The sequence below is a fragment of the Aquimarina sp. AD10 genome (assembly GCF_003443715.1).
Lineage (GTDB): Bacteria > Bacteroidota > Bacteroidia > Flavobacteriales > Flavobacteriaceae > Aquimarina > Aquimarina aggregata.
The window spans coordinates 3,798,389-3,825,241 of sequence record NZ_CP031965.1 but is presented as its reverse complement, the minus strand read 5'-3'; the positions used below and the strand labels follow the sequence as shown (position 1 = coordinate 3,825,241).

Sequence of the window (26,853 nt, the reverse complement as noted above, 5' to 3'; positions counted from 1 at the left end):
ATTTTTATAGCACTTTAAAATAGCATATATGGCAATTCAAAAACCATTCAATCTTAATCAATGGATTGAAGAAAATAGAGAGACGCTTAAACCTCCTGTTGGCAATAAAAACTTATATAAAGATGCAGGAGATTATATCGTAATGATTGTTGCAGGGCCAAATGCCAGAAAAGATTATCATTATAATGAAACAGAAGAGCTTTTCTATCAATTAGAAGGAACAATCGAGGTACATATACAAGAAGAAGGTGAAAAGAAAACCATGAAATTAGGACCTGGTGATATGTATTTACATCCAGCCAAAGTTCCACATTCTCCCGTGCGACATGAAGGATCAATAGGGTTGGTAATAGAGAGAAAACGAGTAGATCTTAATGCAGAAGATGGATTATTATGGTTTTGTGATAATTGTAATGAGAAATTACATGATGTATATTTTAAATTAGAAGATATAGAAAAAGATTTCCTAAAACATTTTAAAGATTTTTATGGAAACAAGACATTAAGAACTTGTAATAATTGCGGCACAGTGATGCCAACAGATAAACGATTTATATCAGAAGAATAGGGTGTCAAATTGATGCTTTCAATTTTATTTTTTTATCGATTTGATTTTTTTAGATGCCTTTTTCTGAAAAATCATTCAATTTTAACTTTAGAATCTATCAAAATTTAATTTATCTGCAAAACGCAGTATCTTTACCTTTTCAAAAAGCATTATAGTATATGGCAACAGCAATAGTAGATTTCGGAATTAAAGAAGCACTTAAAGAACTAGGTGTTTCAGATCATAATAAAGGAACTTCAACGGGAGCTAATTGGTTTTCGTCAAAAGAGACTATTTCATCATTTTCGCCAGTCGATGGTGAATTAATCGGAAATGTAGAAACCACTACTGCCGAAGATTATGAAAAAGTAATTCAAACAGCTACCCAAGCTTTTAAGAGTTGGCGAATTCTTCCGGCTCCGCAACGAGGTGAGATTGTACGACAATTTGGCGAAGAACTTCGTAAACTAAAAGAACCATTAGGTAAGCTAGTATCTTATGAAATGGGGAAATCATATCAAGAAGGATTAGGAGAGGTTCAAGAAATGATCGATATCTGTGATTTTGCTGTTGGATTATCAAGACAACTTCATGGTTTAACAATGCACTCTGAGCGTCCGGGCCATAGAATGTATGAACAATATCATCCTTTAGGAATCGTAGGAATTATATCTGCATTTAATTTTCCTGTGGCTGTTTGGGCATGGAACACCGCTTTGGCATGGATTTGCGGAGACGTTTGTGTTTGGAAACCAAGTGAAAAAACACCGCTTTGTGGAGTGGCTTGTCAAAACATTATTACCAAGGTTTTAAAAGATAATAATTTACCAGAAGGAATCTCTTGTTTAATCAATGGAGATTATAAAGTAGGAGAGATGATGACCACAGATAAACGTGTTCCATTGATCTCTGCAACTGGATCTACAAGAATGGGTAAAATTGTAGGTGCAACAGTAGGTGAACGTCTTGGAAAATCACTTTTAGAACTAGGAGGTAATAATGCCATTATTGTTACTCCAGATGCCGACATAAAGATGACTGTTATCGGTGCTGTTTTTGGAGCTGTAGGAACCGCAGGTCAACGATGCACTTCTACTCGTAGATTGATTATTCACGAGTCAATTTATGATAAAGTAAAGAATGCTGTTGTGGATGCTTATGGGCAATTAAGAATAGGAAACCCTTTAGATGAAAATAATCACGTAGGTCCGCTTATTGATACAGATGCAGTAAAAGGATATCAAAATGCATTAGAAAAAGTAGTAGAAGAAGGCGGAACTATTGTTGTAGAAGGAGCAGTGTTATCTGGTGAAGGGTATGAAAGTGGATGTTATGTAAAACCGGCAATTGCAGAGGCCGATAATTCATTCAAAATTGTACAACATGAGACATTTGCGCCTGTGCTTTATCTTTTAAAATATAGTGGCGATATAGAAGATGCAATTGATGTGCAAAATGGAGTGGCTCAAGGATTATCATCAGCCGTTATGACAAATAACTTAAGAGAAGCAGAGCGATTCTTATCACATGCTGGATCAGACTGTGGTATTGCCAATGTAAATATAGGTACATCCGGAGCAGAAATTGGTGGTGCCTTTGGTGGAGAAAAAGAAACCGGTGGTGGTCGAGAATCTGGATCAGATGCCTGGAAAGTATATATGCGCCGTCAAACGAATACCATAAATTATACAACAGAGTTGCCTTTGGCACAAGGGATCAAATTCGATTTGTAACATAAAATAAGTTTAAAACAAAAAAAGCATCTTGATCAATCAAGATGCTTTTTTTGTTGACTTCTTTGGATTGCGTAACTTTCTACAAACAAACATCGATATGATGAAAAGAAGAGAATTTGCAAAAAAAATAGGAGTGAGCGCAAGCTTTGCAAGTCTTTCAGGAATATATGCCTGCAATACTGAAACTACCACTAAATTAGAAAATGAAAAAGAATGCCCTTCAATATTTAAAGTAACTCACGAATTGTCTAAACAGATGTACGATAGAGCGATAGAAATTACAAAATCAAAAGTACGAGGCGGAGATACCGAAGCATTTTTTAAAAAACCTTTTATAGATGCTGCTTTTTCCAAAAACATCTTTCTTTGGGATACGTGTTTTATGGTTTGTTTTGCTAAATATCATCTTGATGAACTTCCTGTTTTTCAGGCTTTAGATAACTTTTATGATCAGATGGATGATGATGGATTTATTTGTCGAGAATATCGTCATAGCGGACAACCTCTTTGGCCAAAAGACCATCCTGTTTCTATAAACCCACCGTTATTGGCGTTTGCAGAATTAGAACTATTCTCTGTTACAAATGATAAAGAACGGTTAAAAAAAGTGTACCCTAGTTTAAAAAAGAATTTTGAGTTTTTGATTAAAAATTATCAGGCAGAAGATAGTCTTTTTTATGCAGACACTTTAGGAATGGGTATGGATAACATACAGCGATATCCGAATGGATGGAATAATGAAGGTAAGGGGATTTCGCATCATGAGCTTGGTGAAAAATTAGGAAAAATGGGCGTTTCTGGAGAAGAATGGTTAAGTACCTTCATCCTAGAGTATCAAAAGACTCTGCAAGGTGTTTGGAATGTACAAGGAAGGTTAGTTGATTTTTCTTGTCAAATGGCAATGGTAGCTGATCAACTTAGAACTATTGCAAGATTGATAAATGTTTCAGAAGATATTAAAGAGTATACTTCAATTCATAATACCATAACAGTAGCAGTTAATAAGTACTGTTGGAATGAAGAGGACGGAATGTATTATGACCTTGGGTTTGGTAAACAAATAAAGCGTAAACATATTGGTATGTATTGGGCTTTATTAGGAAAAGTTGTTCCTGATAATAGAATAGAAAAATTTATCTCTCATCTCGAAAACCCAAAAGAATTTGGTCGTAAAACACCATTGCCTGCACTTTCTGCAGACGAACCAGAGTATAAAGGGTGGGGAGATTATTGGCGCGGTGGGGTATGGGCTCCAACATCATATATGGTCCTTAAAGGTTTAACAAAATACAGCCATCATGATTTGGCAAAGCGACTTGCTACTAAAACATATTCAAGGGTAGCAGAAGTTTTCGCAATGACGCATACATTTTGGGAAAATTATTCACCAGATTTAGTATCTTATGGTATGCCAGCTAAAAAAGATTTTTGTGGTTGGACGGCTTTGATTCCTGTTGCGATATATCATGAATACCTTAGCTAATTAGTAAACAAACGCAACCACATTAAGTTTATAGCATCTTTATAACATAAACAAAAATTATAGGAGAGATGAATAAGTTTTTTTTGATTGGTCTATTATGTATAACAATAGCATGCGGAAACGATGATGATGCTACAGATAATCCAATCTTTTGCACACTAGATGTTAAATCAGGATTAGTAGTGCAAGTAAAGGATGGTATTGGAGGGTCACCTCTTATTGATGGGGTAGAAGTTATTGCAACAGAAAATGAATATAAAGAAACGTTATTAAATAATGGAATCGATATTTTTTATGGTGCACAAGAACGTATAGGAACATATGTTATAACCGTTAGTAAAGAAGGATATGGTACAATGACCACAGAACCTATTGTAGTGACAAAAGATGCTTGTCATGTGATTACTCAAAACCTAGAGGTAATTTTAGAAAAAAGTAATTAAAATTAACATTTTAATCATTTGTTCATCTTAATACATTCTTTACCCTGTATAGATTAAAGTAGTTGATTACCGTAAACTTAGGTCCTTTAAAACCTTGTAAAAAATACTCTAAAACCCCAGTAATGGCTAAATAACACGGGATATGTAACCGTAATATTTTAAGTTTTTGTTACAGAAAAACCAATAATTTGCTAAAATTCCTTAAATTTTAAGAAAAAAATCAAAATTTTTGAGTTAGATTTGCGAATTACTCACAAATCAGCTTTAAAAATGAAAACATCATTATGTTATCTCAAACGTTCTGTTTGGGGAGTAGCTATGTTGGGGGCTATTACTTTCACAAATGCCCAACAATTAAGCCCTACAGGGGGAAGTCAAATTAGCAAAGCGCAGGCTAAAAATTCTAAGACCAAAAAGAATCAGGTTGTCAAAAACGTACAAGTCTTTGATAGCAAAGATGGTTCTATAAGTACTAAACTTGGAATACAAGTAGATAACGCTGTCGAAAGAGCTAACTATGAATTTAATCGATTAAAAACTCCAAATGGTGATATACCAAGAGACATCAGAAAACAAGAGCTTAAATTTTCAAGCAAAATTGCTACTGGAGATGATTCTCAAAAATCTCTAAAGAGTGTATCAAAATCTGCAAAAGCAGGTCGTTTTTCTTTTTGGAAAAATAGAGGTCCCTTCAATGTTGGAGGAAGAACAAGAGCATTGGCTATTGACCGTAGAAACGAAAATGTAATCCTTGCAGGAGGTGTTTCTGGAGGTCTTTGGAGATCAGAAAATGGTGGACAAACTTGGAGAAAAGTAACTAGAACTTTTCAAAACCCAAGTATCACTGCAATTGTGCAAGATCCAAGACCTGGACGTAGTTTTACATGGTATTACGCTTCTGGAGAGCGTTCTGGAAACTCTGCTAGTGGAGGAGGGTCTTTCTTTCAAGGAAACGGAGTTTATAAATCACAAGATGGTGGGCGTACATGGGAACAATTAAGAGCAACAGCCAATGAAAATGTTGGAACTTTTGAATCCGGTTTTGATCTGATTAACTCTCTTGCAATAGACCCAACTAATGGAGATCTTTATGTAGCTACGTTTAACGGGCTATTTAGATCTCAAGATGGAGGTAATTCTTTTGCAGAAGTACTTGAATCAGGTTTTGATAACTTTGTAGAAATTAGTGTTTCTTCTACTGGAACATTATACGCTACTATAGAATCTGATGGAGCACCTAATGCAGGTTTCTTAACATCAGAAGATGGAGAAACATGGGTAAATATTACACCACCAAATTTCATTCCTAATTTTGGAAGAACTAAGGTAGGAATTGATCCTTCAAATGAAAACATAGTATATTTCTTTACCGCCGACCGAAATCCTAATAACCAAGCAGTATTATGGAGATATGATGCATCTGCAACTACTGCAGAAGAAACTTGGGTTGATCTTAGTGCTAATTTACCTACTTTCATACCAGTAAATCAAGGCCTAGGAAATTTAAGTATTCAAGGAGGATACGATATGGTCATGAAAGTACACCCTACTCAATCAAATATTGTATTTATTGGAGGGACTAATTTATATAGATCAACAACAGGATTTACGACGCCAGCAGGAGCAGAAAGTTGGATTGGTGGAAACGGAGCAGGAGATTTAGATGTTTTATTGAATACCATAGGTACTGGAGCTTCTTATCCTAATCATCATGCCGATCAGCATGCTTTGGTATTTTATCCTTCAAATCCGAATAGAGCTATATCTGGTCATGACGGAGGTGTTTCTATAACAGAAGATATTACAGTGGTAAGTGACGAAGCAGAGCAAGTGACTTGGAGATCTTTAAGTAATGGTTATATTACTACACAACCTTATCATGTTGCTGTTGATCCTGAAGCAGAAAACGAAGATTTAGTAATCGGACTTCAAGATAATGGATCTTGGTTTACAAATTCAAATGATTCAAAAGTAGCTTGGCAGGAACAATTAGGAGCAGACGGTGCATATAGTGCTATTGCAGATGGAGGAAGAACACGTTATGTTTCTTCTCAAAATGGAGGCGTTCGTCGTCTTAATTTTGATGAAGAAGGAAACAGAGTTTCTTTTACTAGAATTGCCCCTGGCGCTGCAAGTGGTTTTGCATTTATCAATCCATTTATACTAGATCCAATAGATGATAATGTAATGTACATGCCAGTAGGTACTTCTATCTGGAGAAATAACAATTTAGATGAAATACCATTGTTCGCAGGTACTAACCCTACCGTAAATTGGGTGAATTTAACTACAACTGCAGCTCCTGCAGGTTCAACGATTACTGCCGTTGATATTTCTAAATTTCCTGTAGCAAATAGATTGTATTACGGAACAAATAGAGGTACAGTATTTAGAATGGATAATGCAAATATTGATGGACAAGAAGTTGTCGATTTAACAACAGGAAAAGAAGGCTTGCCAGTTGGAGCGTTTGTTAATGATGTTAATATCGATCCTTCTGATTCTGATCGTGTTATTATAACATATTCTAATTACGGAGTCATAAGTTTATTTCTTACTGAGGATGCAGGAGAAACTTGGACTAATATTAGTGGTAACCTTGAAGAAAATGCAGATGGTTCTGGAAATGGACCTTCAGTAAGAAGCACAGCATTTTTAGGAGGTAGTCGAGGATTCTTTGGATCAAGATTACAAAGAGTATTCGCTGCTACTAGTACTGGTTTATATTACGCTAATAGATTGAATGGGCAAAATACTGTTTGGAGAAAAGAAAATATTGCAATTGGAAATGCTGTTACTGATGAAGTAGTAACTAGAAAAGATGGATTTATCGCAGTAGCTTCTCATGGAAATGGAGCTTTTAGTGCACGTTTTCCGATAATTTCTAATCCATTACCAGAATCTACATTAAGTACTGCATTTACTTTGGATGATTTTGGAGTAGATGAAAATGGAGATGATACAGAAATAGATATCACAGGTCTATTTGTGCAATCTGCAGGATTACCAATAAATATTGAATTAATCAATACAAATCCAGAACTGGTAACCGCTACATTGGTAGGTAGTATATTGACATTGTCATATGCTCCAGATTCTTTAGGAAGTGCTTCAATTGGTTTTGTAGCGACTTCTGGTGAAGAGCAAGTTTCTGAAGGTTTCACAGTAACAGTTTCTGAACCATCAATCTATGAGCAAACTAATGCTGTGGTAGAAAGTACAACATCACAGAATTTCTTAGATTTTGGAGCATTAACACAATCTGCAGACGATTTTACAATCCCAGCTGGTAATACTTGGAACATAAATAGAGTATTAGCGTTCGGAGTAGGTAGAGGAGATGCTGCTGTTTTTAATAATGTAAATATAGTAATATACGAAGATAATGCAGGAGTACCAGGTGAAGAGGTTTATAATAGTGGAGGAATAGCACCAATATCAGATGATGATGATGCAAATCTTAATATAGTACTTCCAGAGGTTTTAACTTTAGAAAGTGGTAATTACTGGATTTCAATCTATGTTAACCTAGCATTTAATCCTGGAGCTAACCGATGGTTTTGGGCATCACAAGATAATGCTGTAGGTGAAGAAACTCAATTTAGAGATCTTGCAAACATTTTTGGAGCAGGAGCTACTGACTGGACACCTTTTAATGTTGTGTTTGGAGGAAACCCACTTGATCAAACCTTTAGAATTTTTGGTGATGTGGTTGGTTCTGATGGAGGAACTGGTGAAGGAGAAGTTAATCCATTAGCTGTTGTAGATGCAGTAAAAAGTGCTTCAGTGTATCCAAATCCATCTAATGGACAGTTTATATTTAACTTTGGAGATAAATTATCTAAATCGGGAGAACAAGCTACTCTTAGTATATTTAATGCTACTGGAAATTTAGTTCATGTTGATAAAAATGTTGATATGAGTAAAGGTTTTGTTTGGGATGCGGCTAACTTATCTTCTGGATTTTATTATGCAAGAATTACAGGTAAAATGTCACCAATGCTTTTTAAACTAGCTAAAAATTAATTGAAAATTATTATATATTTAAAAGGGGTTGATTTATTCAGCTCCTTTTTTTATTTTAAGAACATGAATAAAATAGTATACTTTATAATTGTAGTAATGTTATTCTCTTGTAAATCTAATAGTATAGCCCAGGAGAAAGTGCAAAAAACAGATTTAAAACCGAAATCAGAACAGAAACTTGTACAAAGTGGTTTAGAAGACAACCATAGAATCGAACCCGGTACAATAAAACTTATAGGATCTATAGTATCTCTTAATGAAGATACAGTGGTTTGTGGTACCTCGTATAAAGTGTCAGTTTTAGCAAAGGTAAGTCGTATTGTTAATTCTGGTCAAGGGATCGTAAATTTACTTTCAAAAGGACAAGAGGTTACATTAGTGTTTATGAATAGTAAAAATTCTAGTACAGATTATGATATTTTAAAAAATAAATTGGTGAAGGGTAGTGAAATGTCTATGCAAGTTAGAGAAGGGTTATGTCTTGATATGACTCAGACTATTTATACTATCGACTATTATAAAGTTTTGGATTAGCTTTATGCAGCTGATAATACTTTCTTTAACTCTATCTAAACTTTCGAAAGTTGTTACTTAGAAACAAGAAATAGTAGTGCTATAATGCTACAGATAAATAGTACAAAGAAGAATATCTTCCAGAAAGAATAAGGCCTGTTTCCTGATATACTACCAGTTTGCCCATTCACAAAGAAATTATACTTTTTACCATTATACTGGTATGCACTAATGTAAACAGGTAACAAAATGTGTTTAAAGGTTTCTTCACTCAAACTCATATCAACACTGTTTACTCGTTGTGTATCCCCGCCAATATCTCTTTTTGCCCAAGTGATTGCTATTTTTTCTGCTTCTTTGGTAGAGGATAAATGACCGTCTTTTAACGGAATAGTATATTTTTCTGTAACAAATCCCGATAAGAAACTAGTATTAAAAGCTTCAAGGGCATTAAGGTTCCAATTTGAAATTTTTTGGGGGATTGTATTTTTTCTTTGATGAGAGGCTTTAATCAATGTGTCATCGACAAAACCATTTACGTTTCCACGAGCGGGTGTCCATCTTGTTCTGCGCTCTTGTCTCGTTCTTTGTACAGTTTTTCCATTTACTTTAGTGGTATACGGAACGCTTACATAATAATAATCTCCTCGTTGCCCTGTATAAGATGCGTATAATTGCGCATCAAAAGTCCAGTAGGGCAAATACAGTCCTTTTGTTTTTTGAGGATCTAATGCAGCCTTTTTAAGGTTATTTGGTGCAAACCATAATCCCTTTACCCATTTAGAAAATATTTGATGCGATTTTTTTTGATCGAACTGAAAAGGAAGTACAGCTCCTGGTAAAATCCAATCTTCTTTGTAGGCGTCTTCGATAATTAAAGGCATGGTACAATAAACACAATGCAATGACTTATAATTCTCTTCGATATGCTGATTTGCACCACAGTTTTTGCAATGTAGCATCATAATCTCTTCAGAGTGTGACTGGGAACCCATCTCATCGAGATAAGGTATAAGGTCTAATTCTTGTAACCCATCTTGATGCTGAACGATAGTTTCTTCGTGGCCACAGTACTCGCAAGTAATTTGCGTGGTACCTGGCTTATATTTTAATTCTGCACCACAATTGACACAGGATTTCTTTCGCTCTGAAACGACTTTGTTTGCTTCTTCTTCCATATGGCTGTTATTCTTGACCTTTATATCGCTAGGATAAATTTTAGGTAAGAATCTTCATGAATATATCAATAAAATTAGGCACCTGGTAATGGTGGGGGTGTGTTTCCGCCAAGAAATGATTTTAATTCTTCGATATCTTTTAATGCAGTCCAATTGGCCATTCCTTGTTTCCAGATTAGAGAATCTTTGTTAATGGTTCTGTTGGCAAAAAGGACTTTTAACTGATCCATGGTTACGGGTCCAGCTTGTTGACCATTACTAGCATAAAAATACTGTACTTGTATTGGCATTGGCGGTGGTGTAACAGGAACATTTTGTTGTGGCACAGCAGCATTTTGTTGTCCTGTCATTGGATTCATCATACCTCCCATTTGTTGAGCGAGTACAAATCCCATTCCCATTCCCATTCCTGCGCCAGCAGTACCTCCTTCATTTGCAGCTGCCGCCTCTATAGCTTTTGCTGTTTTGAATTTGGTTAACTTATCAAGATCTAGTTTGTCGATTCGGCTGTATTCAAAAATCTCTTTTTTCAATTCTTCTGGCATAGATACATTTTCTATGTAGAATTTTTCAAGAGATATTCCTACCGAATTAAATTCTGGTTGCATAACATCCTGACAAGTCTCGGATAATTCTGTAGTATTAGCGGCATATAGCTCTATAGGTAAATTTGCTTCACCGATAGTGTCTGTAAAACGAGTTGAGATTAAACTTTTAAGATGCTCATTAATTTCAAAATTGGTAAAATTAGCATCAGTACCAACAATGTCTACGATAAATTTACCGGCGTCATTAATTTTAAAGGCATAAGTACCAAAAGCTCTAATTTCTACTAATCCAAAACGATCATCATTTAATGTGATTGGGTTTTTTGTTCCCCATTTTTCGTCTGTGAATAAATGAGTATTCACAAAATATACTTCTGCCTTAAATGGGCTGTTAAATCCGTATTTCCAACCTTTCAAGGTTGCTAAAATGGGTAAATTTTGAGTGTTTAAGGTATAAGTGCCAGGCTTAAAAACATCAGCCAATTGTCCTTCATTAATAAAAACAGCTGTCTGTCCTTCTCTAACAATAAGTTGCGCTCCGTTTTTTATTTCATTTTGATAGCGTTCAAACCGATGTACAATGGTATCATCTGTATAATCTAACCATTCTATTATATCTATAAATTCGTGGCTAAGCTTTTCCTTTATCTTGTCAAAAATTCCCATTGATGAATAAATTTTAAAATTGGTGTCCTAAATCTACAAAATTGTGGGGTTGAAGAAAAATTAATTTTACATTTATAGAAAAGAAGGGAGTAATAGTAGGTAGATATAAAAACTTCGAAGGATAAAGATCCTCCGAAGTGCTTAATGATCGTTTGTATTGATCTAATGGTTGAATCTGTGAGGGGTAGAATCAGAAACAACTTTTTCTGGTAATTAATTTTATGTTTTGTATTAATAATTTGTGAACAATAAATACCCTCCAAAACGATGCCCCGCTTGTCCTGTAGCACTCACAGTAGTCTTTCTGTAACGCTTTGATAGATATCCTTTACTCCAGAATCTAGCAGTATTTGGAGCAATATTAATGGTGTGACGATGTTTGTAATTATTGAATGCATTTTTGTAATATGTTCTGGCCTTTAATGTTTTGTTATTGCTACAATTCGAAAGCCACAGTTTTACTTCTTTACATTTATTACCACCACTTTTCCAGGAACTATAGATAGTAGTGCCATTGCCACCTGCAAGATAGTTTTTATAAGTACGATAATATTGACCAAAAGCATCTGTACTATAGTAGCCCGGAGATCCTGAACAATGAGCGGGATTAGCTGGAGCCTTAAGATCTGATAAGGATAGTTTAGCGTTTATTTTTGTGATATGTTTTTGGTTTGTACCTCTTTTTAAAGCTTCACTCTTGAGTTTTTGATTGTCTTCTAGAAGAACAAGGTCTTCAGGAACCAACACATTGTCATTAGTTAGTGCTAAAAATTTCCCCAAAATGCTTAAGTTTTCTAAGTCTCCCAATCCTTTAAATGTATCAGGATGGCCGGTTGCTTCAAATATTACTCCATCTTCTTCGCTTTTAAAAGTAATTTCTACATCATTAGAAAATTCAATAGTGGCTAAAGTTTTTGGCTGTAATGCAATGTCTTCTGTTTCTATTTCTGCATTATTTTCAGGAATAGACTCGTCTTCTTTTGAGCATGAGAAACATAATAGTAATGTGGCAATCATGATCATGCTTATGCTTGATTTTATTTTGAATAGTTTTTTCATTTTTGGTCTCTTTTAAGATTAGTGTGTTATTTTTTTAAAATTTAATGATCTGTGCACGAGGCAAATGTAATTAGCTTATATGCTTGTAAACAAGTGGTGTATATCGAAATTCACGGAAATCAGTATCCAGATTCACGGAAATTCAATATCAATATTTAAGAATAGTTATTGTTGAAAAGTAGGTTTTTTCTGATAGTGATATGGGGTGTTTTATGAAGTGTTTTTTTTATTCTAGATAGTACCTTTGTACTACCTGCAATTAGATTATTTTAACCAATAATTGATGCTTTTGAAACCAAAAAAAACATACTTCTTTTATGAATCATGTAGTTTAATACTACTATGTATATATATTCTTTTCGGAATACAGTTTAGTATTGGTCAGGAACAAGGTTTTAAAGTTCCTGATTCTCTAAAAAAACAGAGTTATGATGAGTTGTACGCTTCATATAGAAATGTGAATCGAGATACGATACAATCAAAATTATATTTATCGGCATATTTAGAAAAAGCAATCAAAGACAAGGATACTATAAAAATGGCAATGGCATATAGTGCTATATCCTGCTATATTTCTGAAGAATCAGAAAAAATTGCTTTGTTAGACGAGGCTATAGCAATTAGTGAAGGATTAAATGATGATAAATACCCCATTAAATCTTATTCTTTTAAAGGGGGATATTATTTAAAGAAAGGTCAGTATCAATTAGCATTAGATAATTATATAAAGGCATTAAAACTATCTGAAGAAGTACATAACGAACCGTATATTGAAATTACAAAACATAATATAGCATGTATTAAAACAAAAATAGCTAAGCATAAAGAAGCACTTATATTATTTAAAGCAAATTTTGAATACAAGAAAAAGAAATATCCTAAAAATGATACTTATGTTTTGAAATCTCTAATCCCTATGGCAGAGTCATATAGGTACAATAAAATGTTGGATTCTGCTACTATATATAATAGAGAAGGAATACGGTTATCGATAAGAAATAAAAAACTACGTAGTAGATATTATGGAAAACTTGTCCTAAATGAGGGAATCAACCTATTCTATAAAGAACAATATGAGAGTTCTTATGATAGCATAGTTAAGGGTATTTCTTTATTACATAACAGTTCTGCAGCAAATCAAGAAAGTTATATACTTGGTTTTTTTTACTTAGGGAAATTAAAATTAGAACAAAAGGATACGTTATTAGCTCAAAAAGAATTCATTAAAATGGATTCTATTATTCAAAGAGAAGAAATTGCATTGTTAGAAACTAGAAAAGGGTATGAGTTTTTGATAAGTTTGAATAAAGCAAACAATAATACAGAACAAGAGTTAGTATATGTTAATCGCTTATTAAGTTTTGACAAAATTCTAAATCAACAAAGAGATTCAATTTCTAATAAGTTGTTTAAAGAGTTTGATACTCCAATGCTATTAAAAGATAAAGAGTCATTGATATTAGAGTTAAAAAATAGTGCAAGAGGTATGATTTTTCTGATTAGCTTTTTAATAATTCTCTCTATTATAATTGGTGTCTTTATGTATTATCAGTATAAAAATAAGAAGGAGTATAAGCAAAAATTTAATGAGTTAGTAAATAAGAATAAAACGATACATAAGACACAAAAAAAATCTCTTGATGAAATTGGAATAGCAGAAGAGGTGGTTGAACATATTCTAAACAGCCTAGAAGTATTTGAGCAAAAAAATCAATTTTTAAAGAAAAACCTTAGTATTGGTTCTTTGGCTAAAAGGATGAATACAAATACAAAGTATTTGTCAAAGATAATTAACCATCATAAAGATAAGAGTTTCACTCATTATATAAATGAATTGCGAGTAGAGTATAGTGTAGAGCAATTGCAAGAAAGCGAAAAACTTAAAAACTATACTATTCAAGGAATTGCTGAAGAAATGGGATTTAATAGTGCAGAATCTTTTTCATCAGCTTTTAAAAGAAGCACAGGAATTAAACCATCTTACTTTTTGCAAAAACTTTGCGCATTAAATGCAGAGTAATTTATCGAAATTCATGAATTTCTTGATAGCAGCGGATGTTATAGTGCTGATTTGTTGACTCTTAAGCTATGTTTGTTTGTCAATAGTATAATGGAAAAAATGTAAAAACTCAGATTATGAAAAATTCAAAAACAAAAAAACTAAGTCTCCAAAAACTTAAAATTGCAAAACTTGATAATATAAATACTGTGCATGGGGGTAGTATTATTATCACAGTGCCAATACCTCCTGTTGAAAGTGATATTGAAAGAGAATGTCCAGGAGACACCAAAGGTATGGGATGTCAAAGTATGATACGTTGTGTTATCTTAGGGAGATAATCATTTCGTCATTTAAAAAGGGTCATTTTGGAGCATAGAGAGAAAAAAACTTAATTCCTTCCGCTTTCATTAGGATATAGTTTATAAGCTGGCTCACTTTGCCAAAATTCTTTAGTGCGTACATCCAAAATAGTAAGAGGGCCTTTAAAAGCTGCTCCGGTATCAATGTTCCAAACACAAGTGGCATTTACCGGAGTAGTTTTATTAATTCTAGTTACCGGTGTGTGCCCAATATAGATTTCATTAAATAAACGCAACCTTTGTGGGTAGAGCATATCACTTTTTTTAAGATTGGGATCTATTGCAAGTGCTGTTTCCCAAAGTGTTCTGTCCCAATAAAACAACTTGCTAAAATATTCACGATCCGGACCATGTAGGTTCGTAAAGCCGGCGTGTAAAAATAGGCGGTTGTTATCATCTACATAATAATTAACCAGTTCTTGGTAAAATTGAAGATGGGTATTAATTTCTTCAGAGGATAATTTTGCGTAGGAATCCATAGTCGCTTGACCACCATGTTTTATCCAATCCAGATTGTATGTGGTCTTAGTAAGCCATTCATAACACAGTTCATCATGATTGCCTCTAATAAAAATACAGTTATGAGTTTTTTTTAAGGTGATCAAAAAGGATATTAATGCAGCACTATCACTCCAACCATCGACATAATCACCTAAAAAAATCAAGGTGTCTTCTTGTGTTATTTTTGCCTTGCTAAATACTTGTTGTAATGCTTTTAATGCACCATGTATATCTCCTATGACTAGCGTTCTGCCCATTTTAATAATTGATTGTTGTTGGTTTGGTTTTAATTTTATTCTGTACTAAAAAGACTTTAGCTAAATGTATAGCCTTTGGGTTTTTAGCTGTATCGTACTTTTCTTAATATACGTATACTCTCTTTGTAAAGAGAATACACAGTTGGGTTGTTGTATGTTTTTAAATATGGTTTTGCTTCTTCTAGTTTTTCTTTGGCTTCACTAAAGTCATTAAAATAACAAATTAGATAAGTTGCAGAAAGATTAAGAAGGTCTTTTTCTTCACGTTTAGATAGTTGGGATTTATGTTTTAATTTATCCAATAAAGCATTGTTGCTGTTATAAAGATGATATAGTGTTTTGCGATCAAATTGTGGAGGTTCAAATAACAATTTGCTTTCGATATCATAACCTGCATTATCTTTAAAGGTTATTACTACTTCTTCAAGAGGATAATATTTATTGGTGTCATGAAGCCCTAGTTGTACGTATTCAATAATTTTATATTGATCATCGTCTATTGATATACTTACTTCGTCGAGTTCTGAATAAAATAACTTTACTTGTTCATTTATAAGTTCAATATCAACTCTTGAATAATATGTTTTGCCATTTTGTCTTTTCTCTTTACCCGCCCAGCAAACCACGAAATACTCTTTAAAAACTTTATAAGTTGGATTGTAATCTTTTCTAGAATTCATAAAATCAAAAACCCCATCCAAAGTTAGTTCGATATTGTTTTGGGCATGACTTTCAATTGCGCTTACAATTTCTGAATTAACATCTTTAATCTCGATATCAAATACTTTGGGCATACTAATGCTACCATCTCTTAAAAAGACAGCTCCACCGTAGTATTTCCATATGTTTTTTCTTAGAGAACAAAGTTTGTTGGTCTGGGCTTTTATAGAAACCAAACCCACCACTTTATCGCTAGGAAGATGAGGAAAAGGAATATTTTCGTATGCTACTCTTGGGGGGTTAGCTAGGTATGCATTAACCAGGTTTTGAATTTTGCTATCGTCAAAAAAATCGACACCTATAATTTGATTGTCTTCATCTTCGACACCAATAACAATATACGAGTTGTTTTTTGGGTTAGAATTGGCAAGGGCACAAATATGTTTCAAAAGCTTAGCTTTGCCTTCTTTCTCACCAATATTGAGTTTACGTTTCTTATCATAAAAACTATTCTCGTCATTATGAGCTAAGAGGTTTTTAATAAGAAGACGTTTGTTAATCATTCCTTTGAAATAGCAATTGATATTTTCCCTAGATAAACTTAGCCATTTTTATTGGCTCAACAATACATTGGTTACAAAGAAGTTATAAATTCTTGTTCAAAATAGTACTAGTTGCTTGTGCCGTAGGTAAAACTACCAGATCAGCTATGTTAACATGATAGGGTCGAGTGACTACAAAGGCAATAACGTCTGCAATATCTTCTGGAGTTAACGGGTCAAAACCTTTGTACACATTATCTGCTTTTTTATCATCATTTTTAAAACGCACATTGCTAAATTCGGTCTCTACTAATCCAGGATGTACAGCGCCTACTCTAATACCATGTTTATTAAGATCGATACGCATACCTTTGTTGATAGCATCAACGGCATGTTTGCTAGCACAATACACATTTCCGTTAGGATATACTTCTTTTCCTGCTGTAGAGCCAATATTAATAATATGACCGGATTTTTGGGCTATCATTTTAGGAATAATTTCCCTAGAAATGTATAATAGACCTTTTACGTTAATGTCAATCATAGCATCCCAATCTTGGATATCCCCAGTTTGTATTGGGTCAAGACCATGAGCATTTCCCGCATTATTTATAAGAATTTCGATTTGATTAAATGTTTCAGGAAGGCTTTCGATGGCTTCGTGAACCGCTGTTTTATCCCTAATATCAAAACAGAGTGTATGAACATTTACAGTTTTGCTTAATTCGTTTTGTAAAGCGTTAAGGCGATCTTGTCTTCTTCCACAAATAATAAGGTTTATATTGTGGTTAGCCAATTCAATTGCAGTAGATCTTCCAATTCCACTAGTGGCACCAGTTATTAATGCTGTTTTCATGTAAATAATAGATTTGAGACTTTTTTTAATCTTTGTTTAAAAAATGCAACACCAATGTATATCGTTCGTCTTTTGATAAACTCATCATGAATATGATGTAAATTGTTATGTCTAATTTTTTGTAAAGCGGTTTAAATATACTGTAAAATTTGTGGGTATTGCCGGTGCATCAATGTACTTTTAACCAAGAATTAACAAGAATGTGAAAATTATTTCGACAATTTGCAATGTTGGATTAGGAGTATTAAATTCACCCCTTTAAAAAAATAAAATAGATGGAAGAAAATAGTGCTATTGATATTGCTTCAATCAATCAGAAAATAGAAAAAGAATCTGCATTTGTAGAATTACTTACTTTAGAGATTAACAAAGTAATTGTAGGCCAGAAGGATATGGTAGAGCGCCTGCTAATTGGACTATTAGGCCAAGGGCATATCTTACTAGAAGGTGTTCCTGGATTAGCAAAAACTCTAGCTATTAATACCTTGTCTAAAGCTGTTCATGGTAGTTTTAGTCGAATTCAGTTTACTCCGGATTTATTACCTGCAGATGTTACCGGAACTTTGATCTATAATATGAAAGAGAGTGATTTCTTAATTAAGAAAGGACCCATTTTTGCTAATTTTGTTTTAGCAGATGAGATTAATCGTGCTCCGGCAAAAGTACAAAGTGCATTATTGGAAGCAATGCAAGAGAAACAAGTAACTATTGGTGATGAGACGTTTACTCTGGATAAACCATTTTTGGTAATGGCTACCATGAACCCAGTAGAGCAAGAAGGAACGTACCCGTTACCAGAAGCTCAGGTTGACCGTTTTATGTTAAAAACAGTTATCGATTATCCAAAACTGGAAGAAGAGCAGTTAATTGTTCGCGCAAACCTTAAAGGATCATTTGAAAAAGTAAACCCAGTAGTTTCTATAGAGCAAATCGTAAATGCACAGAAAGCAGTACGAGAAGTTTATATGGATGAAAAAATCGAAAAATACATTCTTGATATCATTTTTGCTACGCGTTATCCTGAGAAATATGGGCTTGAAGAGTTAAAGCCATTAATTAGTTTTGGAGCATCTCCTCGTGGTAGTATTAATATGGCAACCGCAGCAAAATGTTATGCTTTTATTAAAAGAAGAGGGTATGTTATTCCAGAAGATGTTCGTGCAGTAGTTTATGATGTATTGCGCCATCGTATTGGTATTACTTATGAAGCCGAAGCCGAAAATGTAACTTCAGTAGATATTATAAGCAAAATTGTAAACGAAATAGAGGTACCATAGTAGTTTATTGTTTGAAGTTTTAGTTTCAATGTAAAATACAAAACTAAGACATTCATCAAGTGAAACAACCTGAAACAAGATTATGGATACTAAAGAGTTACTAAAGAAAGTTCGAAAAATTGAAATTAAGACGCGTCGTTTAAGCGACCATATCTTTGGAGGAGAATATCATTCTACTTTCAAGGGTAGAGGTATGACATTTAGCGAAGTACGGCAATATCAATTTGGTGATGATGTTCGTAATATAGACTGGAATGTAACAGCCAGGTATAACGAACCCTATATCAAAGTATTTGAAGAAGAGAGAGAACTTACCATGATGCTAATGGTAGATGTTTCGGGATCTCAATTATTTGGTACACAACAGCAGTTTAAGAAAGAAAATGTCACTGAAATTGCTGCTACATTGGCCTTTTCTGCCACTCAAAATAATGATAAGATTGGCCTTATTCTGTTTACAGATGAAATAGAATTATTTATACCACCTAAAAAAGGTAGATCTCACGTGCTTCGTATTATTAGAGAGCTTTTAGAATTTCAACCTAAAAGCAAAAAAACAAATATCACAGAAGCATTAAAGTTTTTATCAAATGTGATGAAAAAGAAAGCTATAGTTTTTATGCTTTCAGATTTTGTAGCAGATGATTATCAACATACGCTCAAAATCGTAGGAGGTAAACATGATGTTACCGGAATACGGGTGTATGATCGTAGAGAGGAAGAAATTCCAAATCTAGGGATGGTACAAATGGAAGATGAAGAAACAGGAGAGTTATTATTAGTCAATACAGGTTCAAAAAAGACACGAACAAATTATAGTAAATATTATCAAGAAAGAGTTGATTATTTTAAAGATAGCTTTACTAGAAGTGGTGCAGGTTCATTAAGTAGCAGAGTAGATGAAAGCTATGTAAAAAAATTACTAGGATATTTTAAACGAAGAGGATAGCAGACATTACGAATGAAGAATTACGAATTAGCAATTAAAAATAGACAAAGTTTGCATCGGATAAATGCGCTACGGATAATCATTATCCTTATACTGGCTACATTTGCGAGTCATGGGGCTTCTGCACAGGTGTCCGCCACTATTGATTCTACTTCGATACGAATAGGAGATGAGTTGCGATACAAAATGAAAGTAGAAGCAGATTCTACCCAGATTGTTGTTTTTCCAGAGGGGAAAACATTTACTCCGCTAGAAGTCATAGAATCCTATAAAATTGATACCGCTAAGAATGGTAATAAATTAGGATTAACAAAAGAATATGCACTTACACAATTTGATTCTGGTCATTATACGATTCCTAGACAAAAGGTAATGGTTGGAGATCAAATATTCTTTACAGATTCACTAAAAGTAGAGGTGCGGGACGTTTTGGTAGACACTACCAAACAAAAGATGTTTGAGATCAAACCAATGGCAGATGTCGATGCTTCTTTTTTTAATTGGAAGAAATATATATGGTGGATTTTAACACCATTACTAATTATTGGATTAATAGCGTTTTTACTTTTTAGAAGAAAAAAACGAAAAGATGCTAAAAAAGACGAACTTCCGCCTTACGAGAAAGCAATGTTAGCACTTAAACGCATAGATGAATCCCATTTGTTAGAGGATGATTCACATAAAGAATACTACTCTCAACTAAGTGATACAGCTCGTAAATATATAGATGAAGAAGTGTATGACCATGCTATGGAAAGCACTACCGATGAGCTTATTGCTAGACTGGATGAGGAGATAAAATCAGGAGCGTTACAATTAGATAAGGCAACTATAGAAGAACTTAAAAATGTATTGAAGACTGCTGATATGGCCAAATTTGCCAAATCTAAACCAGATATTTTAACGGCTAGGGCAGATCGTAATGTGATTGAAAAAGTAATTAATGAAACTAAAAGCGCTATTCCAGAGCCTACAGAAGAAGAATTACTTGCGGATGAAGAATACAGAAAAACGGTAGCACAAAGAAAACGTACTAAAAATATCATTTTAGGAAGTCTGGGAGGTTTTTCAATTATCGTAGTTACACTACTTATTTTTATTGCAATAAAAGGATACGACTTAGTAAAAGATACCTTGTTAGGGCACCCTACAAAAGAGTTAGCAGAGACAGAATGGATTTCTAGTGCTTATGGCGCGCCACCAGTTACAATTTCGACGCCTAAAGTTTTGATTCGAAATGTGTACCAGATGAGTGAGGAGCAAAAGCAGATCTTAAAAGGTAACGAAACGTTTGTGTATGGTAGTTTGCTAGGAAACTTTTATGTCGTAGTCTCTACCGTGCAATATAAGCAACAAACAAAAGTAGAGTTGGATAAGGTGGTAGACGGTGTTGTAACAACTTTCGAGTCTCAAGGCGCAAAAAATATTTCAGTAAAAGATGAAGAGTACGAAACCTTAGGTGGTGCAAAAGGAGTAAAAGTATACGGAAGCTTAGAAGTTGTTAATCCAGTAACCAAAAAGAAACAAAAAAGTAATTATCTCATGTTGAATTTTGCAGAAAATGGAGGATTTCAACAAGTAACGCTGGTATATGATATAGAAGATCGATATGCCAAAGACGTTGCCGAACGCATTATCAATTCTGTTGAACTTAGAGAAGCCAAATAGCATGTTTGAAAATTTTACATTTGAAAATCCTCAGTTTTTTTGGTTGTTTTTGCTACTACCATTGGCGATAGGTTGGTTTATATGGAAACGTAACAAGCAACAAGCCGAGCTTAAAATATCAAGCATAAAAGGATTTAAAGTCTCAGGGAGTCTCTTAACTAAATTAAGACCACTGTTGTTTATATTAAGACTTTTGGCAATGGCATTAATTATTACGGCTTTGGCAAGACCAAGAACTGTTGATGTTTCCACCAAGACCAAAACAACAAAGGGGATTGATATCGTAATGGCGATAGATATTTCTGCAAGTATGTTGGCAAAAGATCTTAAACCAAATCGACTAGAGGCTTTAAAAGATGTTGCGGCAGAGTTTATAAAAGATAGACCAAATGATCGTATTGGTTTAGTAGTTTATGCAGGAGAAAGTTTTACAAAAACACCTATTACTAGCGATAAGTCTATAGTACTTAGTAGCATGAAAGATGTACGGTATGATAATGTGTTAGAAAATGGAACTGCAATCGGAATGGGATTAGCTACTTCGGTAAATAGACTTAAAGATAGTAAGGCAAAAAGCAAAGTAATTATTTTACTTACCGATGGATCAAATAATGCAGGTTTTATTGATCCTAAAATTGCTTCAGAATTAGCAGTAGAATATGGTATCAAAACATATACTATTGGTTTAGGTACCAATGGTATGGCATTGACTCCTGTTGCTATTTTGCCCAACGGCTCTTTTCAGTACGGTATGGGTAAAGTAGAAATCGATGAAGATTTGCTTAAAGAAATCGCAAAGGCTACAGGAGGTAAATATTTTAGAGCTACAAATAACAAAAAATTAGAAGATATTTATCAAGAAATTGATAAATTAGAAAAGACAGATATCGAAGAATTCAAGTTTTATAACTATGAAGAAAAATTCAGATCATTAGTGCTATTGGCTGGATTGTTAATCTTCATAGAGTTTTTGTTACGATATACAGTATTTAGAAGTTTTATATAATAGAATAATAAGACCCAAAAGGTTTTCAAAACCTTTCAGGTCTGAAAAAATATGTTTTCAGAAAGAATATGTACTTATTAGAAGAAAAAATATATTTCTGGTTGTTACTGTCTATTCCAATACTAATCCTATTGTTTTTAGGTGTTTTGGTTTGGAAAAAGACAACTCAGAAAAAATTTGCGGATGCAGCATTACTTAAAAAACTAAGTCCAAATCAATCTGTTTTTAAATCTATTTTAAAAATTATTGTGATTGGTGCAGCATTGGCATGCTTTGTATTGGCTTTGGTTAATCCTAAGGTGGGAACAAAACTAGAAACTGTTAAACGTGAAGGGGTCGATGTGGTTTTTGCTATCGATGTTTCTAAAAGTATGCTTGCAGAAGATATTGCTCCTAATAGGCTAGAGAAATCTAAGCAATTAATTACGCAAATCATTAATAACCTTGCTAGTGATAGGATAGGGATTATTGCTTATGCCGCAAGTGCTTTTCCGCAGTTACCCATTACAACCGATTATGCTTCTGGAAAAATGTTTCTGCAATCCATGAATACAGATATGCTTTCTTCTCAAGGAACAGCAATAAATGAAGCAATCGAGTTAGCCAAAACATATTATAACGACGAAGAACAAACCAATAGGGTATTGTTTATAGTAAGTGATGGAGAAGATCATGAAGGTAATGTAAAAGCAATAGCAGAAGAAGCGTCTAAAGAAGGAATTAAAATATTTACCATAGGAGTTGGATCAGAAAAAGGTGGACCGATACCTATTAAACGTAACGGAATTGTACAGAGTTACAAGAAAAATAGTCAGGGTGAGACGGTAATTACAAAATTAAATACGACAACTTTACAGGAAATCGCCAACGAAGCAAATGGCACATACATTGATGGTAGAAGTACAAATAAAGTAGTAGAAGAAGTGACAGAAATCTTGCAAAACATGGATAAGAAAGAATTCGAAGCCAAGCAATTTGCAGATTTCAAAGACCAGTTTCAGTGGTTTCTTGGAATTGGATTAATACTATTGTTTTTAGATATTTTCTTATTAGAAAGAAAAACATCTTGGCTAAAGAAACTAAACCTGTTTAATGAGCAATAACTATTAATAAATGAGACATTATTTAATACTCATATTATGTTTCCAATTTGGAATACTCTTTTCTCAAGAAGAAACTCTTGAAGAAGCAGCTAATGATGCAAAGCGGTTTGTAGCTACAGGAAACGATGTGTTGGTAAAAGAAGGTAATTTTCCTAAGGCAGAAGGTGAATATAGAAAAGCAATTGCAAAAAATCCTGTAGACCCTACTGCAAAATATAACTTAGCCAATGCGTATTATAATTCAGAAAAATATGATGAAGCTACAATACGATATACAGAAGCTTCAAAAGTAACCACGGCTAGCAAGGCTGAAAAGCATAAGGCATTTCATAATCAAGGGAATACCTATATGGAACAAAAAAAATACAAAGAGGCCGTAGAGGCGTATAAAAATGCACTTAGAAACAATCCAAAAGATGACGAAACGCGTTATAATTTGGCATTGGCTAAGAAAATGCTAGAGCAACAAGAACAGCAAAACGACCAGGACCAGGATAACAAAGATCAAAATAAAGATAATAAGGATCAGAACGAAGACAATAAGGATAAGAAAGAAGGCGACGATAAAGAAGATAAGAAGGGTGAAGACGGAGAGAATAAAGAAGATCAAAAAGATAAAGGCGATAAAGACGAGGATCAAAAGAACGAAGGCGATAAAGAAAAAGACGAAGATGGTAAGCCTAAAGATGATCAAAAGGATAAAGGAGAAGAAGAAAAGGATAAAGGAAAGCCTGAAAATCAAAAACCACAACAGGTGCAAGGGCAGTTATCTCCTCAGCAAGTTAAAAGCTTATTAGAAGCTATGAATAATGAAGAAAAGAAGGTGCAGGATAAGATGAATGCTAAAAAAGTAAAAGGTGCAAAAACAAGGACCGAAAAAGACTGGTAATTAACCGTAGAGACCTTTGGGGTTTTAAAAACCCCAAAGGTCTAAATGAAATAAAAATGAAACTAAAATTAATTTTTCTAACCATTTTTCTAGCTTCAGTACAGCTAACTTTTGCACAGGTTAAATTTGAGGCAAAAGTGAGTAAAAAGAAACTGGGTGTAAATGAAAGATTACGTGTAGATTTTGAAATGAATCAGGATGGAGATAATTTTACTCCACCTTCTTTTTCGGGTTTTACTGTTGTAGGAGGTCCTAATCAATCTATTAGTAATTCATGGATTAATGGAAAACGTTCTTATGCCAAAACATTTAGTTATTTCTTAGAGCCTACCAAAAGAGGAAGGTTTACAATCAAGCAGGCCACAATAGAAATTAAAGGGCAAGTCTATAAAACGTTACCAGTAACTGTTAATGTAACTGGAGCAGTTGATAAGCCAAAAGACGGTAATAACACTGATTTTGTAGCTAGCGAAAACTTACATCTTGTTGCAGAGGTTTCAAAAGCAAACCCATATTTAAATGAAGCTATAACGGTAGTCTATAAGCTGTATGTAAGTCCGCGAATAAGTGTAAGCAACTGGAGAGAATTAGATAGCCCAACGTATAGTGATTTTTGGAGTCAGGCAATTGATATGAAACAGTTAAAGATCGATAATGGCGAATATAATGGTGAGCCATATCGATTTGTAGTCTTACGTAAAACAGTATTATATCCACAAAAGACAGGGAAACTAAATATAGAACCCCTCACATTAACGGTTTCTGTAGATGTACCAACAAAGAGAAGGGATATTTTTGGAGGAAGACTTTATAGTACGGTTAATAAAACTGTAGCTGCAGGTAACAGAACCATAAATGTAAAATCACTACCAGAGCAAGGCAAACCAGACGATTTTTCTGGAGCTGTAGGATCGTTTGATTTTAAAGTAACAACTACCAAAACAGAGCTCGACGCAACAGAATCTCTGGATGCCAAAGTTTTAGTTTCTGGTAATGGTAACTTAAAATTATTTGATTTACCAAAACTTAGTGTACCTACTGGTTTAGAACAATATGAACCAGAACATAATGAGAGGGTACGAACAAATCTTAGTGGTATGGGGGGAAATATATCAGATAATTATACGCTGGTTCCTCAGTATAAAGGAAAATATCCAATACCTTCAATTTCATTTTCATATTTTGACCTTAAGACAGAGAGTTATAAAAGAATCACTTCTGATGAAATTGTAATTAATGTTAAAACAGGACCGGATGGAGGAGATGCGGTAGCATCATCAACACCATCAAGTGCTGGTAAAAAAGCAGTAACGCAAACGGGTAGCCAATTTAGATTTTTAAAATCTAATGCAAACCTCCAGTTAATACAACGCTCTCACTTTTTTAAATCTACTGGGTTTTGGATGTCTTTAACCGCTCCTTTGCTAGCTATTCCACTATTTTTATTCTTCGGGAAGAAAAGAGAAGAGCGATTAAATGATGTAAGCGGGAATAGAGTGCGTAAAGCAGACAAACTTGCTCGTAAGTACCTTTCTGAAGCAAAAAAGAATTTAGGAGATCAAAAGGAATTTTATATCGCCATGGAACGAGCTTTGCATAACTACCTAAAAGCAAAACTTAATATCCAGACTAGCGATATGAGTAAGGATCGTATACAACGATTATTAAAAGAACAAGAGGTTGAAGATACAGTAATGATAGAATTTGTTGCTTTGTTAGAGAGTTGTGAATTTGCAAGATATACGCCTTCGTCAACTTCTGCTATGCAACAGGATTACGATAAAGCATCTAGAGTTATTGCAGCGCTAGATAAACAATTATAAAATTGTATAACGGTGAAAAGAATAGTTGAACTACTTATTTTTTTGATGATTACATCAGTTTTTTCTCAGGATGAAGAAGCATTCCAAAGAGGAAACTCATTATATAATCAAGAAAAATATCAAGAAGCAATTGATGCCTACAAATCGATTATAGATGCAGGAAAAGAATCTGCATCACTATATTATAATTTAGGTAATGCACATTATAAATTAAGTAATATAGGGCCAAGCGTATATTACTATGAAAAGGCGTTAGAACTGGCACCAAATGATACAGATATTAAAAACAATCTTAAGTTTGCACAAAACGCAACTATTGATGCTATAGATGTAATTCCTGAAGGAGTTATTTCTAGAACTATTAATACGTTTACCAATACATTAGATTTTGATAGCTGGGCTTGGTTCTCGGTGTTTTCTGTTATAGCATTTGTACTTCTTTTTATCTTGTATTACACGGCACGTACATCTACAAAAAAACGAATGTTTTTTATAGGTTCTTGGTTAGTTTTGTGTATTGGTTTGATAGGTGTTTTGTTTGCATTTAGGCAATACAATGCGATTAAAAACAATCAATTTGGAGTTGTATTTGCACAACAGACAACGATAAAAAGTGAACCAAACCTTAGAAGTGAAGAAGTTTTTGAATTGCATGAAGGGACAAAAATACAAGTACTTGAAACTGTAAATAATTGGAAAAAAATAAAACTTGCCGATGGTAAAATTGGTTGGATTCCTGCTGCAGATGTAAAAGAGTTATAG

Annotated in this window: 22 protein-coding genes; 16 read left to right on the top strand and 6 right to left on the bottom strand. The window is 33.9% G+C overall.

Features of this window, described 5'->3' with window-relative positions; translation table 11 throughout:
• Positions 1–28 precede the first annotated feature (28 nt).
• The 6 genes from D1816_RS15845 (at position 29) to D1816_RS15820 (ending at position 8,769) form a co-directional block, all read left to right on the top strand.
• On the top strand, positions 29–568 hold the full coding sequence (locus tag D1816_RS15845; protein WP_118504071.1) for a 3-hydroxyanthranilate 3,4-dioxygenase: 540 nt from the start codon (positions 29–31) through the stop codon (positions 566–568).
• A gap of 158 nt (positions 569–726) precedes the next feature.
• Positions 727–2,280, top strand: a complete 1,554-nt coding sequence (locus D1816_RS15840; RefSeq protein ID WP_066312158.1) for an aldehyde dehydrogenase family protein — start codon at positions 727–729, stop codon at positions 2,278–2,280.
• Between the two features lie 100 nt (positions 2,281–2,380).
• Positions 2,381–3,766 (top strand): trehalase family glycosidase, encoded by a 1,386-nt coding sequence (locus D1816_RS15835; RefSeq protein ID WP_205504650.1) that lies wholly within the window; start codon positions 2,381–2,383, stop codon positions 3,764–3,766.
• A gap of 68 nt (positions 3,767–3,834) precedes the next feature.
• Positions 3,835–4,209, top strand: coding sequence for a hypothetical protein (locus D1816_RS15830; protein ID WP_118504066.1), 375 nt, complete (start codon positions 3,835–3,837; stop codon positions 4,207–4,209).
• A 270-nt stretch (positions 4,210–4,479) separates the two neighbouring features.
• Positions 4,480–8,235: a T9SS type A sorting domain-containing protein gene (locus tag D1816_RS15825; RefSeq protein WP_118504064.1), complete on the top strand. Its 3,756-nt coding sequence runs from the start codon at positions 4,480–4,482 to the stop codon at positions 8,233–8,235.
• Between the two features lie 63 nt (positions 8,236–8,298).
• A complete protein-coding gene (locus D1816_RS15820; protein WP_118504062.1) occupies positions 8,299–8,769 on the top strand; it encodes a hypothetical protein in 471 nt (156 codons plus the stop codon).
• Between the two features lie 53 nt (positions 8,770–8,822).
• Here the strand turns inward: D1816_RS15820 and D1816_RS15815 are convergent, their stop codons facing one another.
• From D1816_RS15815 to D1816_RS15805, 3 genes are all read right to left on the bottom strand, one after another.
• Positions 8,823–9,926 (bottom strand): DNA helicase PriA, encoded by a 1,104-nt coding sequence (locus D1816_RS15815; protein ID WP_118504060.1) that lies wholly within the window; start codon positions 9,924–9,926, stop codon positions 8,823–8,825.
• A 74-nt stretch (positions 9,927–10,000) separates the two neighbouring features.
• The gene (locus tag D1816_RS15810; protein WP_066312147.1) at positions 10,001–11,140 is read right to left on the bottom strand and encodes an SPFH domain-containing protein; all 1,140 of its coding nucleotides are present in this window, start codon (positions 11,138–11,140) and stop codon (positions 10,001–10,003) included.
• Between the two features lie 231 nt (positions 11,141–11,371).
• Positions 11,372–12,199 (bottom strand): hypothetical protein, encoded by an 828-nt coding sequence (locus tag D1816_RS15805; RefSeq protein WP_118504058.1) that lies wholly within the window; start codon positions 12,197–12,199, stop codon positions 11,372–11,374.
• 283 nt (positions 12,200–12,482) lie between these two features.
• On the opposite strand from D1816_RS15805, the gene D1816_RS15800 reads away from it, so the two are divergent.
• Entirely contained in the window at positions 12,483–14,219 is a 1,737-nt protein-coding gene (locus tag D1816_RS15800) for an AraC family transcriptional regulator (protein ID WP_118504056.1), read from the top strand.
• A gap of 116 nt (positions 14,220–14,335) precedes the next feature.
• Positions 14,336–14,539, top strand: a complete 204-nt coding sequence (locus D1816_RS15795; protein WP_066312137.1) for a hypothetical protein — start codon at positions 14,336–14,338, stop codon at positions 14,537–14,539.
• A 50-nt stretch (positions 14,540–14,589) separates the two neighbouring features.
• Here D1816_RS15795 and D1816_RS15790 read toward each other — a convergent pair whose 3' ends face one another.
• The 3 genes from D1816_RS15790 to D1816_RS15780 all read right to left on the bottom strand — a co-directional run bounded on the left by D1816_RS15790 (position 14,590) and on the right by D1816_RS15780 (position 17,376).
• A complete protein-coding gene (locus tag D1816_RS15790) occupies positions 14,590–15,318 on the bottom strand; it encodes a metallophosphoesterase family protein (RefSeq protein ID WP_118504054.1) in 729 nt (242 codons plus the stop codon).
• Between the two features lie 83 nt (positions 15,319–15,401).
• The gene (locus D1816_RS15785; RefSeq protein WP_066312129.1) at positions 15,402–16,541 is read right to left on the bottom strand and encodes an ATP-binding protein; all 1,140 of its coding nucleotides are present in this window, start codon (positions 16,539–16,541) and stop codon (positions 15,402–15,404) included.
• Positions 16,542–16,623: 82 nt separating this feature from the next.
• Positions 16,624–17,376 (bottom strand): SDR family NAD(P)-dependent oxidoreductase, encoded by a 753-nt coding sequence (locus D1816_RS15780; RefSeq protein ID WP_118504053.1) that lies wholly within the window; start codon positions 17,374–17,376, stop codon positions 16,624–16,626.
• A 275-nt stretch (positions 17,377–17,651) separates the two neighbouring features.
• Between D1816_RS15780 and D1816_RS15775 the strand changes: the two genes are divergently transcribed.
• The 8 genes from D1816_RS15775 to D1816_RS15740 all read left to right on the top strand — a co-directional run bounded on the left by D1816_RS15775 (position 17,652) and on the right by D1816_RS15740 (position 26,853).
• Positions 17,652–18,653, top strand: coding sequence for a MoxR family ATPase (locus tag D1816_RS15775; RefSeq protein ID WP_118504052.1), 1,002 nt, complete (start codon positions 17,652–17,654; stop codon positions 18,651–18,653).
• An 82-nt stretch (positions 18,654–18,735) separates the two neighbouring features.
• Positions 18,736–19,602 (top strand): DUF58 domain-containing protein, encoded by an 867-nt coding sequence (locus tag D1816_RS15770; protein WP_118504051.1) that lies wholly within the window; start codon positions 18,736–18,738, stop codon positions 19,600–19,602.
• Between the two features lie 12 nt (positions 19,603–19,614).
• Positions 19,615–21,270, top strand: coding sequence for a hypothetical protein (locus D1816_RS15765; RefSeq protein WP_066312117.1), 1,656 nt, complete (start codon positions 19,615–19,617; stop codon positions 21,268–21,270).
• 1 nt (position 21,271) lies between these two features.
• Positions 21,272–22,276: a VWA domain-containing protein gene (locus D1816_RS15760; RefSeq protein WP_066312114.1), complete on the top strand. Its 1,005-nt coding sequence runs from the start codon at positions 21,272–21,274 to the stop codon at positions 22,274–22,276.
• A 68-nt stretch (positions 22,277–22,344) separates the two neighbouring features.
• The gene (locus D1816_RS15755) at positions 22,345–23,379 is read left to right on the top strand and encodes a VWA domain-containing protein (RefSeq protein ID WP_118504050.1); all 1,035 of its coding nucleotides are present in this window, start codon (positions 22,345–22,347) and stop codon (positions 23,377–23,379) included.
• Between the two features lie 10 nt (positions 23,380–23,389).
• Positions 23,390–24,268, top strand: a complete 879-nt coding sequence (locus tag D1816_RS15750; RefSeq protein ID WP_066312104.1) for a tetratricopeptide repeat protein — start codon at positions 23,390–23,392, stop codon at positions 24,266–24,268.
• A 56-nt stretch (positions 24,269–24,324) separates the two neighbouring features.
• The gene (locus D1816_RS15745) at positions 24,325–26,091 is read left to right on the top strand and encodes a BatD family protein (RefSeq protein ID WP_118504049.1); all 1,767 of its coding nucleotides are present in this window, start codon (positions 24,325–24,327) and stop codon (positions 26,089–26,091) included.
• Between the two features lie 12 nt (positions 26,092–26,103).
• Positions 26,104–26,853, top strand: a complete 750-nt coding sequence (locus tag D1816_RS15740; protein ID WP_233565239.1) for a tetratricopeptide repeat protein — start codon at positions 26,104–26,106, stop codon at positions 26,851–26,853.